Annotated in this window: 14 protein-coding genes; 7 read left to right on the top strand and 7 right to left on the bottom strand. The window is 65.4% G+C overall.

Annotated elements, in window-relative coordinates:
* The 4 genes from ACRYLO_RS07460 (at position 1) to ACRYLO_RS07475 (ending at position 2927) form a co-directional block, all read left to right on the top strand.
* Positions 1–273 carry an acyl carrier protein gene (locus ACRYLO_RS07460; protein ID WP_482659579.1) on the top strand — a complete coding sequence of 91 codons (273 nt, stop codon included), beginning with the start codon at positions 1–3 and terminating at the stop codon, positions 271–273.
* 41 nt (positions 274–314) lie between these two features.
* The gene (locus tag ACRYLO_RS07465) at positions 315–971 is read left to right on the top strand and encodes an alpha/beta hydrolase family protein (protein WP_482659580.1); all 657 of its coding nucleotides are present in this window, start codon (positions 315–317) and stop codon (positions 969–971) included.
* The gene (locus tag ACRYLO_RS07470; RefSeq protein ID WP_482659581.1) at positions 959–1768 is read left to right on the top strand and encodes a hydrolase 1, exosortase A system-associated; all 810 of its coding nucleotides are present in this window, start codon (positions 959–961) and stop codon (positions 1766–1768) included. The genes ACRYLO_RS07465 and ACRYLO_RS07470 overlap by 13 nt, the downstream gene beginning before the upstream one ends.
* 124 nt (positions 1769–1892) lie before the next feature.
* A complete protein-coding gene (locus ACRYLO_RS07475) occupies positions 1893–2927 on the top strand; it encodes a sensor histidine kinase (protein ID WP_482659582.1) in 1035 nt (344 codons plus the stop codon).
* 1 nt (position 2928) lies between these two features.
* Here ACRYLO_RS07475 and ACRYLO_RS07480 read toward each other — a convergent pair whose 3' ends face one another.
* The gene (locus tag ACRYLO_RS07480) at positions 2929–3993 is read right to left on the bottom strand and encodes a serine hydrolase domain-containing protein (protein ID WP_482659583.1); all 1065 of its coding nucleotides are present in this window, start codon (positions 3991–3993) and stop codon (positions 2929–2931) included.
* A 265-nt stretch (positions 3994–4258) separates the two neighbouring features.
* Between ACRYLO_RS07480 and ACRYLO_RS07485 the strand changes: the two genes are divergently transcribed.
* Complete coding sequence (locus ACRYLO_RS07485; protein ID WP_482659584.1) at positions 4259–4567, top strand: 1-deoxy-D-xylulose-5-phosphate synthase; 309 nt, start codon at positions 4259–4261, stop codon at positions 4565–4567.
* Between the two features lie 353 nt (positions 4568–4920).
* Here ACRYLO_RS07485 and trxB read toward each other — a convergent pair whose 3' ends face one another.
* Complete coding sequence (gene trxB, locus ACRYLO_RS07490) at positions 4921–5892, bottom strand: NAD(P)/FAD-dependent oxidoreductase (RefSeq protein ID WP_482659585.1); 972 nt, start codon at positions 5890–5892, stop codon at positions 4921–4923.
* A gap of 164 nt (positions 5893–6056) precedes the next feature.
* Here trxB and ACRYLO_RS07495 point away from each other — a divergent pair, with 164 nt between their 5' ends.
* A complete protein-coding gene (locus tag ACRYLO_RS07495; RefSeq protein ID WP_482659586.1) occupies positions 6057–6695 on the top strand; it encodes a peptidylprolyl isomerase in 639 nt (212 codons plus the stop codon).
* Here the strand turns inward: ACRYLO_RS07495 and ACRYLO_RS07500 are convergent.
* The 3 genes from ACRYLO_RS07500 to ACRYLO_RS07510 form a co-directional block, all read right to left on the bottom strand.
* The gene (locus ACRYLO_RS07500; RefSeq protein ID WP_482659587.1) at positions 6692–6829 is read right to left on the bottom strand and encodes a hypothetical protein; all 138 of its coding nucleotides are present in this window, start codon (positions 6827–6829) and stop codon (positions 6692–6694) included. The two genes, ACRYLO_RS07495 and ACRYLO_RS07500, sit on opposite strands and share 4 nt — an antisense overlap.
* Positions 6830–6935: 106 nt before the next feature.
* Entirely contained in the window at positions 6936–8660 is a 1725-nt protein-coding gene (locus tag ACRYLO_RS07505; RefSeq protein WP_482659588.1) for a hypothetical protein, read from the bottom strand.
* A gap of 95 nt (positions 8661–8755) precedes the next feature.
* The gene (locus ACRYLO_RS07510; protein WP_482659589.1) at positions 8756–10909 is read right to left on the bottom strand and encodes a prolyl oligopeptidase family serine peptidase; all 2154 of its coding nucleotides are present in this window, start codon (positions 10907–10909) and stop codon (positions 8756–8758) included.
* Positions 10910–11367: 458 nt separating this feature from the next.
* Between ACRYLO_RS07510 and ACRYLO_RS07515 the strand changes: the two genes are divergently transcribed.
* Complete coding sequence (locus ACRYLO_RS07515) at positions 11368–11727, top strand: hypothetical protein (protein ID WP_482659590.1); 360 nt, start codon at positions 11368–11370, stop codon at positions 11725–11727.
* Positions 11728–12154: 427 nt separating this feature from the next.
* Here the strand turns inward: ACRYLO_RS07515 and rplQ are convergent, their stop codons facing one another.
* Together rplQ and ACRYLO_RS07525 are read right to left on the bottom strand one after the other, a co-directional pair.
* Positions 12155–12577, bottom strand: coding sequence for a 50S ribosomal protein L17 (rplQ, locus tag ACRYLO_RS07520; RefSeq protein WP_482659591.1), 423 nt, complete (start codon positions 12575–12577; stop codon positions 12155–12157).
* 161 nt (positions 12578–12738) lie between these two features.
* Positions 12739–13800, bottom strand: a complete 1062-nt coding sequence (locus tag ACRYLO_RS07525) for a DNA-directed RNA polymerase subunit alpha (RefSeq protein ID WP_066659977.1) — start codon at positions 13798–13800, stop codon at positions 12739–12741.
* Positions 13801–13822: the final 22 nt, after the last annotated feature.

Consider the following 13822-nt stretch of genomic DNA (forward strand, 5'->3'; position numbering starts at 1 on the left):
GTGCAGCCTGACGGATATAATGAAGTCGAAGAAACCGTGCGCGGCGTGCTGCGCGACGTGCTGGGCATCGACGCCGCCCGCGCCGCGACCTTCGACGAGGCGACGCCGCTGTTCGGCGCGCTCCCCGAACTCGATTCGATGGCGGTCGCCGGCGTGCTGACCGAGATCGAGGATCGCCTCGGCATCATCATCGACGATGATGAGGTGGACGGCGACATGCTCGAAACCTTCGGCGCGCTGGTGCAGTTCGCCGCGTCCAAGGCGCTGACCTGATCCGCGCAGACGCCTATGACTGGGCCGAGGGCCGCGAAGCGATGCTCCGCTTCGGCCCCGACACCGGTCCCGTAGTGGTTGTTGCGCTCCCCCTGTTCGAAGAAGCCAACCGCACCCGCGCCTTCGCGGTAACGATCCTGCGCGCGCTGGCGGAGCGCGGCATCGCGGGCGCACTCCCCGACCTGCCAGGGCAAGGCGAGAGCCTCCTGCCGACCCACGAAACCGATCTCGCCAAATTGCGCACGGCCTTCGCCGCCGCCGTCGCCAGCCTCGCCCCGCCCATCTTCACCCTCGCCATCCGCAGCGGCGCCCTGCTCGACGCCGACGCAGCCGTCACCGCCCGCTACCACCTCTCCCCCACGACCGGGGCAGAGCTGCGCCGCGAACTCATCCGCGCGCGCCAGGCATCCGCGCGCGAGTCCGGTGAGCCGTTCGATCCCGCCAGCCTCGACACCGCCACCGCTCCGGTCGAGCTCGCCGGCAATCTGATCAGCCCGGCCCTGCTCGCCCAGCTCAGCGACGCCACGCCGTCACCCGATCAGACCCGCACCGTCCGCCTCGCCACCGAAGCCAAGCCCGCCGACGCCAAGCTCCCCGGCAGCCCGCTCTGGCGCCGCGCCGAACCCGACAACGACCCCACCTTCGCCCAGGCCGTCGCCGACGACATTGCCCAATGGATCGCGACATGCGCCGACTGATCAGCTTCCCCTGCGCCGGCGAAACCCTCGCCGCCACGCTCGACGAAGCGCCCGGCGCTACCGGCCTCCTCATCGTCTCGGGCGGCAATGAAATCCGCATCGGCGCGCATCGCGGCATGGCCGAACTCGCCGCAACCGTCGCCGCAGCGGGCCATCCGGTCTTCCGCTACGACCGCCGCGGGATCGGCGATTCATCGGGTGAAAACAATGGCTTCGAATCCACAGCGCAGGACATTTCCGAAGCTGCAACCGCCTTCCTCCGCAAAGCCCCGCACCTCACCCGAATCATCGCTTTCGGCAATTGCGACGCCGCCAGCGCCCTTATCCTGTTCCACGCACAGGCACCGATCGACGCCCTGATCCTCACCAACCCCTGGACGATCGAGCCCAGCGCCGACGGCAACGACCTCCCCCCCGCCGCCGCGATCCGCTCACGCTATGTCGAAAAGCTGAAGAACCCCCGCGAACTCATCCGTCTGGTCACGGGCGGCGTCAATATACGTAAATTAATCAGTGGCTTGGCCAAGGCATCGGTGAAACAGTCTCAACCCCCGACCCGCCTCCCCGCCCGCCTCGCATCGTCGCTCGCGACGACGCAAATCCCGGTCACGATCCTCCTCGCCGAACGCGACAACACCGCCCTCGCCTTCGCCGACCAATGGAAGAGCGCGGCGTTCGCCCCCGCCCGCACCCGCCACACCCTCACCACCTGCCCCACCGACAGCCACAGCTTCGCGCGGCCACAGGACAAGGCATGGCTGACCGATCAGGTGCGCGCCGCCCTCGCGCCCGAATAAGTTAGGGCCACCCCCGGAAGCGTGCTACGATCCCATTGGGCAGATTTGCCCCATCTTCAATCGTCTCGACGTCGCTACCCCGGGGATGGATCGCTCACCGCGAACCTCCGGCCTTTTCTGGGCCATGCCAATGCGTTCCGCGCCGTCACTGCCGCCGCTCCCCAACAGTCTGGGGATTGCGCTCGTCATCTCGTCTGCAACGCCGTTGTTGTTGCTGGACAAGGATCTGTGCGTGGAAGCCGCCAGTCGGTCCTTTTGCAGCGCGTTCGAACTCGATCCCGCGCAGGTCGTCGGCGCGGACTTGTCTGCCCTTGGCAACGGCGAATGGGCGGCGCCCCAGCTCCGCTCGCTGCTGCGCGCGACGATGGCGGGCAATGCCGCGATCGATGCCTATGAAATGGAGCTGATCCGCACCGGCCAACCGACCTTGTGCCTGATCCTCAACGCGCACCTTCTTGAGATCGACGGCGCCGATCAGCGGCGGATGGCGCTTGCGGTGCTCGATGTAACTGCGATCCGCAAGGCGAAGAAGGCGTGGGCCGCCGCCGAACGCGAAAAGGACGTGCTGCTGCGCGAATTGCAGCACCGTGTCGCCAACAGCCTCCAGATCATCGCCAGCGTGCTGATGCAAAGCGCCCGCCGCGTCCAATCGGATGAGGCGCGCCTCCACCTGCACGATGCCCATCACCGCGTCATGTCGATCGCCACACTTCAGCGCCAGCTGGCAGCAGGCACGCCCGGCGACGTAAAATTGCGCTCCTATCTCAATGACCTGTGCGACAGCATCGGCGCATCGATGATCTTCGACCACAGCCTGACGCGGATCGACGTCATCGTCGATGACACCAGCACCAGCGCCGACGTCTCGGTCAGCCTTGGCCTGATCGTCACGGAACTGGTCATCAACGCGCTCAAACACGCGTTCCCCGATCCCGCCAAGGCCGGCTGCATCACCGTCGAATATTCCAGCCGCCCGACGGGGTGGCAACTCACCGTCTCGGACGACGGCATCGGCATGCCGCCCGAAGGCGACGCGAAGAAACCGGGCCTCGGCACCGGCATCGTCGATGCGCTATCAAACCAGCTCGACGCCACCGTCATCGTCACCGACATCGCCCCCGGCACGCGGGTGGCGATCACGCATCTGCAGACGGCGTAGCTTACCGCGCCCCCGCCTGAGCCGCCGGAATCACCCCCTCCGCCAACAACCGGTGCAGCGCATCGATATGCCCGCCCTCGCGCGCCGCATCAGATTGCGACGTCATGACGACCGTCAGCTTCAGGCTCGGCACGATATACAGCATCTGCCCGCCATAGCCCCAGCCATAGCGAACCGCATGCCCGCCCATCTCGCCGACGAACCAGCCATAGCCATATTGGCCGCCGCTCCATGGCGACACGGCGCGCGGGGTCCAGCTTGCCGCGATCCATTCGGCGGGCAGGATGCGCTTGCCATCGATCACACCACCAAGGCGATAGAGTTCGCCGAACCGTGCCAGGTCCTGCGGGCTGATCAGCATGTCGTTGCCGCCGAAATACACGCCCTGCGGATCGCGCGGCCAAGGCGGGATGGTGATGCCCAGCGGCTCGCCCAGCCATGCGCGCGCCAGGTCGAGCGTGCTGCGCCCACTCGCCCGCGTCAGCATCGCCGAGACAAGGTGGCTGCTGCCGGTCGAATAGAGCATTCCCCCGCCCGGCTCGTCGACGAAAGGTCGCGACAGCGCAAAGCGCACCCAATTCGGGCTGGTGACCCAACGCCCGTAATTCGGGCCGGATGTCCGCTCCAGCCCCGCCTGCATCGACAGCAGATTGCCGAGCGTCAGCCGCGCCAGTCGGGGATCAGGGTTGGCGGGCGCGTCGGCCCGCAAGACCGATACCACCGGCTGGTCGGCCCCGGTCAGCACCCCGCGCGCGATCGCGATTCCCGCCAGCGCGGACAGCACCGATTTGGAGGCCGATTTGATGTTTACCGGGCGGTCGAGCGGCGGTCCGCCGTTGAAGCGATGCTCCGCCAGCGTCTGCCCGTCCCGCAACACCAGCAACGACCGCAACCGCGGCAACCGCTCCGCCGCCGCCACCGTCTGCGCCATCCGCGCCGGATCGAGCCCGGTCGTTGCTGGCTGAGCCTGTTGACGGGCATTCCCGGTCGGAGCCTGGATGGGGGCAGGCGCGGCATTGCAGCCGATCAACAGGATCGGGAGCAGCGCTTGCGCGGAAAGCGACAATCGGGTGCGTGAAGGCATTGCGATCCAACGCCCCGCTTCCAGACTTGATCCTGCCGACATGGTCACCAACGCAGCCCCCGGTCCGCGCGTTTCGATCACGGGCAAGGTTTAGCCGCGCAGGCTGGCCCACCCACCGTCGCCCCGGCCTTGAGCCGGGGCTGGGCTTCTACCCCCGCGCCCTTAAAAGCCCGCGACAACGAACATCGGACGATGTTCATGCAACGCTGAGATTTGCATGTTCGAACCCACACGTTACATTTTGTGCATGTCCGCAGCCAAGACCCGCATCATGTATATCGAGGACAAATCCGCTGGCCTTGATGGCCCCGCCCGGATCGGCCGCGTAACCTTCTCAAAGTCGGGCCGCTCGATCCATTATGCCGGACGCACCTATCAGTCCCTCGACGGCAGTGGCTTTAAGGCGAACTATTTCGACAGCGAATCCGGAGATAAATTTTGGATCTCCGGTCCGCGTAAGGACGGTGCCGATCGTCTGTACGGCAGTTCGAAGCCGGTCGAAATCGATCCGGATGTCGAACAGGAATATTGGCGCGATATCCGCGGGCGCAGGTGAACGCGCGCGCTGCTACGTAACCCCTCCCATCGTCGCCCTAGGTTTGAACCGGGGCAAGGCTTCTAGTCAACCGCACGATGCAGACCGGCCCGGCCCTAACCAGGGGCGACGAGGTGAATGGTAGGGCTTTCCTACAACACCCCGAAAAGCGCATACACTGGTCGATGCACCGCCGACTCGCCCAGCCCCGCCTACTCCGAGACAACGGAGCCGCGCGACCGCCTAGTAACAGGGGCGGCCAAGTGTCAGCTTCCACCCCGCGCGCGCATGACACCCCGCGCATTCCGTCAGCTTCGTCATGCAAAGCTGACAGAATCCCACGCGTTGCCCCAAACTTCGTCAGTTTCCCCGGATCATTCCGCAGCCTGCGCAACCGCCTCGAAATCCGCCTCGGCCAGAAACCGCTCCGCATCCAGCGCGGCCATGCACCCCGTGCCCGCCGCCGTGATCGCCTGGCGATAGACCTTGTCCATCACGTCGCCGCACGCAAACACGCCGGGCACGCTGGTGCGCGTCGTCCCCGTCTCGACGGTGATATAGCTGTCCTCGTCCAGCTCCAGATGCCCGCGGAACAGCTCGGTCGCCGGATGGTGGCCGATCGCGACGAAACCACCCTCGACATCGATGCGCGATTCCTCGCCGGTCACCCGGTCCTTCAGGTTCAGCGCCACCAGCCCCTCGGGGTCGCCACCGCCGACGAACTCGACGACTTCCTTGTTCCACAGCACCTTGATCTTGGGATTGGCGAACAGCCGCTCCTGCAGGATCTTCTCGGCGCGCAGCGTATCGCGGCGGTGGATCAGCGTCACGTCATGGCTGTGGTTGGTCAGGTACAGCGCCTCTTCGACCGCAGTGTTACCGCCGCCGATCACCGCAACCTTCTTGCCGCGATAGAAGAAGCCGTCGCAGGTCGCACAGGCCGACGCGCCCTTGCCCTTCATCGCCTCTTCGCTCTCCAGCCCCAGCCACTTGGCCTGCGCACCGGTCGCGATCACCAGCGTATCGCCCGAATAGACGGTGCCGCCATCGCCGATCAGGCGGAACGGGCGCTGCGACAAATCGACCTCGACGATCGAATCATACATCATCTGCGCGCCGACATGCTCGGCCTGCGCCTGCATCTCTTCCATCAGCCACGGGCCCTGGATCACCTCGCGAAAGCCGGGGTAATTCTCGACATCGGTAGTCGTGGTGAGCTGGCCGCCCGGCTGGATGCCCTGCACTACGATCGGCGCCAGCCCCGCGCGCGCGCCGTAGATGGCGGCGGACAGGCCGGCCGGGCCGGAACCGAGGATCAGCATGCGGGTCGAGTGGGTGGCGGTCATTCGAGAATCCTGTTCAGTCCCGGGAAGCGGGTCACGGCGCTGCATCTAGGGGGGCAGCGCCGTCTAAGGCAACATGGGTGGTGTCACATCCGCCGCCAGCAAAGCGATTCTGTTGTGGACGAAAGCCGGTTGAAGGGCGGCGCGCGGCTGGGCAGACTGACGGCATGACATTGCGCCGCACCCTGATCGCCGCAGCCTTGCTGCTCCCATTCCCCGCGTTGGCTCAGGAGGCACCCGCGCCAGCTCCGACGCCCACCCCTGCCCCGGCGCCCAAACCGGCAACACAAAAGGTCGCGCTCGACACCAGCTTCGGCCGCATCGTGCTGGAACTGGAGACCGAGCGCGCCCCGATCACCGCGCGCAATTTCCTGCGCTATGCCGATCAGAAGCGGCTCGACGGCATCGCCTTCTACCGAACGGTGAAAGTCGCCGACAAATTCGGCTTCATCCAGTTCGGGATCGACAACGACCCCAAGCGCATCCTGCCGCCGATCAAGCATGAGCCGACCACGCAAACCGGGGTGAAGCATGTAAATGGCGCGATCTCCACCGCCCGCCTCGCCCCAGGCACCGCGCGCGGCGAGTTCACGATCAGCGTCGGGGACCAGCCCTCGCTCGACGCCGATCCAACGCGGCCCGGCGACAATCTCGGCTATGCCGCCTTCGGCAAGGTGGTCGAGGGGATGGAGGTAGTGTGGAAGATTCTCGACGCCCCGACATCACCCACCGCGGGCGAAGGCGTCATGAAAGGCCAGATGCTCAGCCCGAAAATCCGGATCCTGAAGGTGACCCGAGTGCCTTAAGCCGCACTGAACATCAGAAGGACGAATAGCCAGAACAGCAGCGAACCGCACACGACCATCAGAAAGCCCGAACCGGCGGGCAACGCGTCGTTCGTCGCGTCATCCGCGCTGGCAATCTCGTGGTAAGACGACATGGCAACTCTCCGCTCGATGCTGCCATGCCTGCCACGCCTTGGGCGGGTTGCCCATATCGGGAAAATGCAGTCGGGATACTACGTGGGTCCGCATTAACCCTCGCGATCATTGTGCCGGCGGATATTTCTCGGCCAGTGCGGCGCGGACATCGGCCACCTTGATCGCCCGCCATTGCCGCGACGGTTCTTCGCCTGCCGCCAGGCTGATCGGCCGGATCAACAGGCGATATTCAAATCCCTGTGGCGTCCCGGCGCTGTAGCGATGATAGCCATAGGTCACCGTGCGCTCGACCAGCAACGCGCTCTCGATGATGAAGGCGTCCTTGCCCAGGCCGCGCACATGGTCTGCCGCGACCAGCATCGCCGCCTCCTCGACCATCGCCGGGCTCGCCGACAGGCTGCCCATCCGGAGGTTGACCAATTGGGGATCGTCGCCCTTCATGACGCGATACCCCTCCATATCGGTGCGCCAGAAATTGCTCCCCTCGTCCCGCATCTTGGGCTTGGCAGCGGCATGCTCACCGCGCGGCAACAGCTTCACCAAGTCGGCAAAGCCAAGCTGCAGCATCCGCGTGGTGCTCACGTCCTGCATCCGCCGGATCTCGCCGATCGTCGCATCGATCGCACGGGATTCTGCCGGTTCGTCCGCCCGCAGCTGTGCGATCAGGTCCGACATGACAACCAGCGCCTCGCCGCGCGGCCGCTCCGGCTCGTCGGCGAGCGCCTTCATCGTCATCTTGCCGGCACGCAACCGCAGGGCGATGGCGCGCGACCAGTCGTCGAGCACTGCGGTGGCCTTGTCCCCGGCAGCGACGCGGCGGCGATGATCCTCCTCGACTCGCTTGGGCTGCTTGCGCCCGTCGGGGCGTGGCGGGGGAGGTTCGACGGCAAATGCCACCTCGTCCCGCGCACCCTTCAGCTCGATCGCCGACTGCTCGGTCTTGCCCGAAGCGAGCAGCGCATAGGCCCTGGCGCCCCGGATCGCCGCGCGCCCTTCAATCTCTTCATATTTGCGATCCGCCTCGCCGCTCAGCGTCCAGCCGCCCCGGCCCTTGGGCAGGTCGAAGCTGATCTGTTCGGCATAGAGCGCGGCATTTTCAAAATCGCCGGTCTGCAGGGCGATCATCAGCATGAGCCGAAGCATGTTCGGATTGTACGATGCCTGTTCGCGCAACTGCGCGATGCGGTTGCCGCGATCGGTGTCGAACAACAGCCGGATCGCCGAAGCCAGCCGCCGCACGCTGGGCGAAAAGGGCCGCCGCGCGACGATTGAATCGAGCAATTTCTGCGCGTCTGCGGTCTTCTTGGTACGATACAATGCGATGGCGCGCAGCGCATCGCTGCCCAGGCGCGATGCGGCAAGCTCCTCTGCCGTAGCATAGGTCGCGTGAAACGCGTCGAATTCGTCCAGCGTGGCCAGTGCAGTGGCGTCGCTCTTCTCGGCCAATTCGTGCAGCACGCGAGCGCGGAGCAGCGACAGGCGGCGGTTGCGGAATTCTGGGACCAGCATCGGGTCGGCGAGTGTTCGTTCGCACGCTGCGCTGCCCTGGACGCCGAACGATCGCAGGCGGATGCCATAGTTCGGCCCAAGCCCGCCCCAAGCGCGGTGCTCGGGCTGTTCCTCGCCCGGCTTGAGCTTCTTCTTCGGGTTCGGGACGGGATAGCCGTCACAGGCCGGATAGTCGGCGGCGACTGCCGGCTGGGGCGCGACCGGGGCCGGCGGTGGCGGCGGGGATGGCACTTCGACCACTTCGGTCTGCCCCGCCGGTGCGCCACCCATTGCCCCACCGGTCGCCAATGCGCCGGCCAGCACCGTCCAGAATCCGTTCACCGAAAGCCCCCTTGCGATTCGCAGGATGATAGCTTCGGCAATCCGGGGCAGAAAGCGGTAACGAACCGATCCGCCGCCCAGCCCCGGAGCCCCGATTACTCGACCGGCTTGACCTCAAGCCCGGTCCACTTGGCTGCAAACGCGTAGAGGTCGGACGTCTCCTCGATCACCTTATCGGTCGGCTTGCCGGCGCCATGCCCGGCCCGCGTTTCGATGCGGACGAGGTGGGGCTTGGGGCCGATGTCCGCCGCCTGAAGCGCGGCGGTGTATTTGAAGGTGTGGCCCGGCACGACGCGGTCATCGGTGTCGGCCGTCGTCGCCAGGATCGCGGGATAGATCTTGCCCGACTGGATGTTATGGTACGGCGAATAGGCGCGCAGCCGCTTCCAGTCCGCCTCCTTCGACGGGTAGCCATAATCGTCGACCCAATAGCGGCCGGCGGTAAAGCGGTCGAAGCGGAGCATGTCCATCACGCCGACCGCGGGCATCGCCGCCGCGAACAAGTCGGGCCGCTGGTTGACCACCGCGCCGACGAGCAGGCCGCCGTTCGACCCACCCTGGATCGCCAGACCGTCCTTCTTCGTAACGCCCTGAGCGATCAAATATTCGCCGGCGGCGATGAAGTCGTCGAACACATTCTGCTTGTTCGCCAGGCGCCCGCCGTCATGCCACGCCTTGCCGTACTCGCCACCGCCGCGGATGTTGGCGAGGACGAACGCCCCGCCCTGCTCCATCCATGCGACCCGCGCAGCGGAGAAGGCCGGCGTATAGGCGATGTTGAACCCGCCATAGCCCCACAGGATCGTCGGCGCAGGGCCGGTCGTGGTCTTCTTGCGTACCACGAACATCGGCACGCGGGTGCCGTCTTTCGACGTGTAGAATTTCTGATCGACGACATAGTCGGTCGGGTTGAACGCCACCTTGGGCTGCGCCCAGACCGTCGCCTTGTCGGTTGCGACGTCGTAGCGGAAGATGGTCGTGGGATAGTTGAAGCTGGTGAAGGCAAAGAACGTCTCATTCTCGTCCGGCTCGCCGCCAAAGCCCGCTGCGGTGCCGATGCCTGGCAGCGTCACCTTGCCCAGCAGCTTGCCGTCGAGCGCATGGCGGCGCACTTCGGTCTTGGCGTCGACCAGATAGGACAGGATCAGCTTGCCGCCGACAATCGACGCGCCGCCCAGCACCGCTGCATCCTGTGCCACGATTTCGCGCGGGGTCAGGTCGGCGCTGGCGACGTCGATGGTAACGACACGGCTGCGCGGCGCATCCTTGTTGGTCGACAGGTAGAAGGTCGATCCGACATTGCCGATCACCGACCAGTCATGCGTCAGCGCGCCGATGATCGTCTTCGGCTTGGCGGCCGGATCCTTGAGGTCGATGACGTGCAGCAGGTTGCGGTTGTCCGTCCCCTCGCTGGTATAGATCACCAGCCAGCGGCCATCGTCGGTCAGGCCTGAATAATGGCTCTGCTTGGGCTGGCTCGGGGTTTCATAGACGAGGCGGTCGGCGCTCTGCGGCGTGCCGAGCTTGTGGAAATAGATGCGGTGATTTTCGTTCAGCGCCTGGAATTTGGCGTCGGCCGGCGGCTCGGGATAGCGCGAGTAGAAGAAGCCCGATCCGTCCTTGGCCCAAGACGCGGCCATGGCGAACTTGGCCCATTCGACCTTGTCGTCGAGCACCTTGCCGGTCGCGACGTCGAGAACGCGGATCGTGCGCCAGTCGCTGCCGCCATCCTGGATCGAATAGGCGAGCAGCTTGCCATCTTCCGATGGCAGCCATTCGCCGAGCGCCGTCGCGCCGTCCGCCGCCCAGCTATTGGGATCGATCAGGACGCGGCCTTCGCCATTAAGGCCATCGCGGACATACAGGACGGCCTGGTTCTGGAGCCCCGAGTTGCGCGAGTAGAAATAGCGCGTGCCCTTACGATACGGCATTCCAAAGCGCTCATAGTCGAACAGCTTGGTCAGACGCGCCTTGAACGCGTCGCGACCGGGCAGCGTGTCGAGATAGGCGTCGGTCACCTTGTTTTGCGCCGCGACCCACTCGGCCACTTCCTTGTCGTTGCGGACGTCGTTTTCGAGCCAGCGATAGGGGTCGGCGACCTTTTCCCCGAACACCTCGTCGACGACATCGACGCGGCGGGTGTCGGGATAGGTGATCGGTGCAGTCATGGTCGGCGCGGACTCCGGGCTGGCGAATGCGGTGGGGGTAACGAACAAAAGCGGCAGGGCGAGAATCGACGCGCGGCGCATTGGTATCTCCTGAAACGGAAGCGCCTTACCCTATTGCCACACTGCGCAGGGTCAAGCGGGCGGTCCGACGAAGCTGACGAAAAAGCGGGGGTTTTCGGCTGACGCGACCGGTTTGCGACCGCAGCAGGACGCCAACGCGACAATCACGCGCCGTTTGGACGACAGTCACGCAAATGACGTCAGCGCGCTTTCATAGGCGACCCAGCTCATCACCATCAGTGGGAGCGTTGCAAAGGCGAGTGCCACCGCGTTGCCAGCTCCAGTTCCGCGTGTATTCTTCATCTGATCCTCCTGCGCCGCATTGCTTGCAGGGCGCGTGCCAAATCGGCGATCGGCGGATTTCCGTCGGTTCTTCCGTGACACGATAGATGGGGAGCCGGACGCCACGCCAAAGTTCAGCGATTCTTACGGGGCCGCAACATTAGCTTGGGGCTGCCGAGCATGGCAGAGTGGCGGCGATGATCCTATCTGCCCTCCTCCTAACCACTCTCGCGCAAGCCGATCCCGCTGCCGATGCCAGTCGCTGTATCCGCGCGGTCGCGCCCGCCAGCGGGACGATCGGAACGCTGGAGAATCGCTGCACCGAGCGGTTGGTGGTGTTCATGTGCGTCACCGGCCCACCGTTGAGCGCGCGCGAGACGTATTTCGACTGCGCCAAGGGGCAAGTCGGCAGGTATGACGTGAAGGCAGCGGGCAGCGCGCCCGCGATCTTTGCCGGGGCGCGGCGGGTGCATCTGTTTGCGTGCCGGTTTCCGCAGTTCCTGCCGCGTGACGTGCGGTACCATCATGGGCGGGGGTTGAAGGGGGTTTGTCGGTGAGGTGGTAACGCCCTTTTCGGCGGCACGCTGAGCTTGTTTCAGCGCCAGCCCGCCGCCTGGCACCCCGTCGCTTGTGGAGCGGTGGATGCTGAAACACGTTCAGGATGACGGAAGAAGAAGAAGACCCTCCCCAACCCCTCCCGCTTGCGGGAGGGGCTTAAGAAGAAGACGCTGGAAATCGCGTTTCGACCGCCGATCTCATCAATCCCCCCCCCCGCCAGGGGGAGGTGTCAGCGCAGCTGACGGAGGGGGAGGAAGCACGACGGCACGAGGCGATAGCGCGAAGCCGTCCTCCCCCTCCGTCGCCTTCGGCGCCACCTCCCCCTAGCGGGGGAGGATATTTGAAGGACGGGCAACGCCCCAAACGAGAAGGGGCGGCCGCACCGTCGTGCGACCGCCCCAGCTCTGGTCGATGAAGTGCCCGAAATCAGGCGGCTTCGTCGAAATCCTCGTCACCCATCACCGGACCCGAATCCTGGCCCTTGGCCGAGACGTCGCGGTCGACGAGTTCGATGATCGCCATCGGCGCCGCGTCCGAAGCGCGCGGGCCGGTCTTGATGATCCGGGTATAGCCGCCGTTGCGGTCGGCGTAGCGCGACGCGAGCACGTCGAACAGCTTCGCCAGCTGCGCATCGTCGAGCAGACGCGCGTGCGCAAGACGGCGGTTCGAAAGGCCGCCCTTCTTGGCCAGCGTGATCAGCTTTTCGACGTAGGGACGCAGTTCCTTCGCCTTGGCGACGGTGGTGGTGATCTGCTCATGCTTGATCAGCGCGGCCGACATGTTGCGGAACAGCGCGATGCGATGTGCCGAGGTGCGCTGAAGCTTACGACCGCCGTATTTATGACGCATGGGTATTCCTTTCAGTTCGTTCGGGGGCCGTATCAGGTACCCCGGACCAGGCAGGGACGGTGCGCCTGCCGAGTTCCGTCGCCCCGGCGGAGGCCGGGGCCGCTATGAGGTGAGCTCCACGTCAAGCGACGTGGCGGCCCCGGCCTTCGCCGGGGCGACGCTTAGCCCATGATTTCCTGTTCGAGCTTCTTGGCCATCTCTTCGATGTTCTCAGGCGGCCAGCCCGGGATTTCCATGCCGAGGCGCAGACCCATCGACGACAGCACTTCCTTGATTTCGTTCAGCGACTTGCGACCGAAATTCGGGGTGCGCAGCATCTCGGCTTCGGTCTTTTGGACCAGATCGCCGATATAGATGATGTTGTCGTTCTTGAGGCAGTTGGCCGAACGGACCGACAGCTCGAGCTCGTCCACCTTCTTGAGCAGGTAGCGGTTGATCGTCGCGGTGTCGCTGCTGCCTTCCGACGCAGTCGACTGGGCGGCGACGCCGACCGGCGCGCTGCGCGTGATCGCCGAATCGTCGAAGTGGACGAACAGCGCCAGCTGGTCCTGAAGGATGCGCGCGGCATAGGCGAGCGCGTCTTCCGGGGTGACGGTGCCGTCGGTTTCGATCGACAGGCTCAGCTTGTCATAGTCGAGTTCCTGCCCAACGCGGGTGTTCTCGACCTTGTAGCTGACCTGACGGACGGGCGAATAGAGCGCATCGACCGGGATCAGACCGATCGGCGCGTCGGCCGGACGGTTGGCACTGGCCGGGACATAGCCCTTACCGGTGTCGGCGATGAGCTCCATGTTCAGCGTCGCGCCATCATCGAGATGGCACAGCACCAGTTCCGGGTTCATCACTTCGATGTCGCCCGACACGGCGATGTCGCCGGCCTTGACTTCGGCCGGGCCGGTTGCGCTGAGCTGAAGGCGCTTGGCGCCCTCACCCTGCATGCGCAGGGCGATCTGCTTCACGTTGAGCACGAGATCGGTGACGTCCTCACGCACGCCGGCCAGCGAGCTGAACTCGTGCAGGACGTTTTCGATCTTGATCGACGTGACCGCGGCGCCCTGAAGCGACGAGAGCAATACGCGGCGCAGCGCGTTGCCGAGCGTCAGGCCAAAACCACGCTCAAGGGGTTCGGCGACGAACGTCGCCTTGCGCTTGCCGTCGCCGCCCTTTTTCTCAAGGCCGTTCGGCTTCTTAAGTTCCTGCCAGTTCTTTGCATTGACAGACACAGGCTTCCCCTGGGTTGGGCAG

It is taken from the genome of Sphingomonas sp. SDUR79 (genome assembly GCF_056821745.1).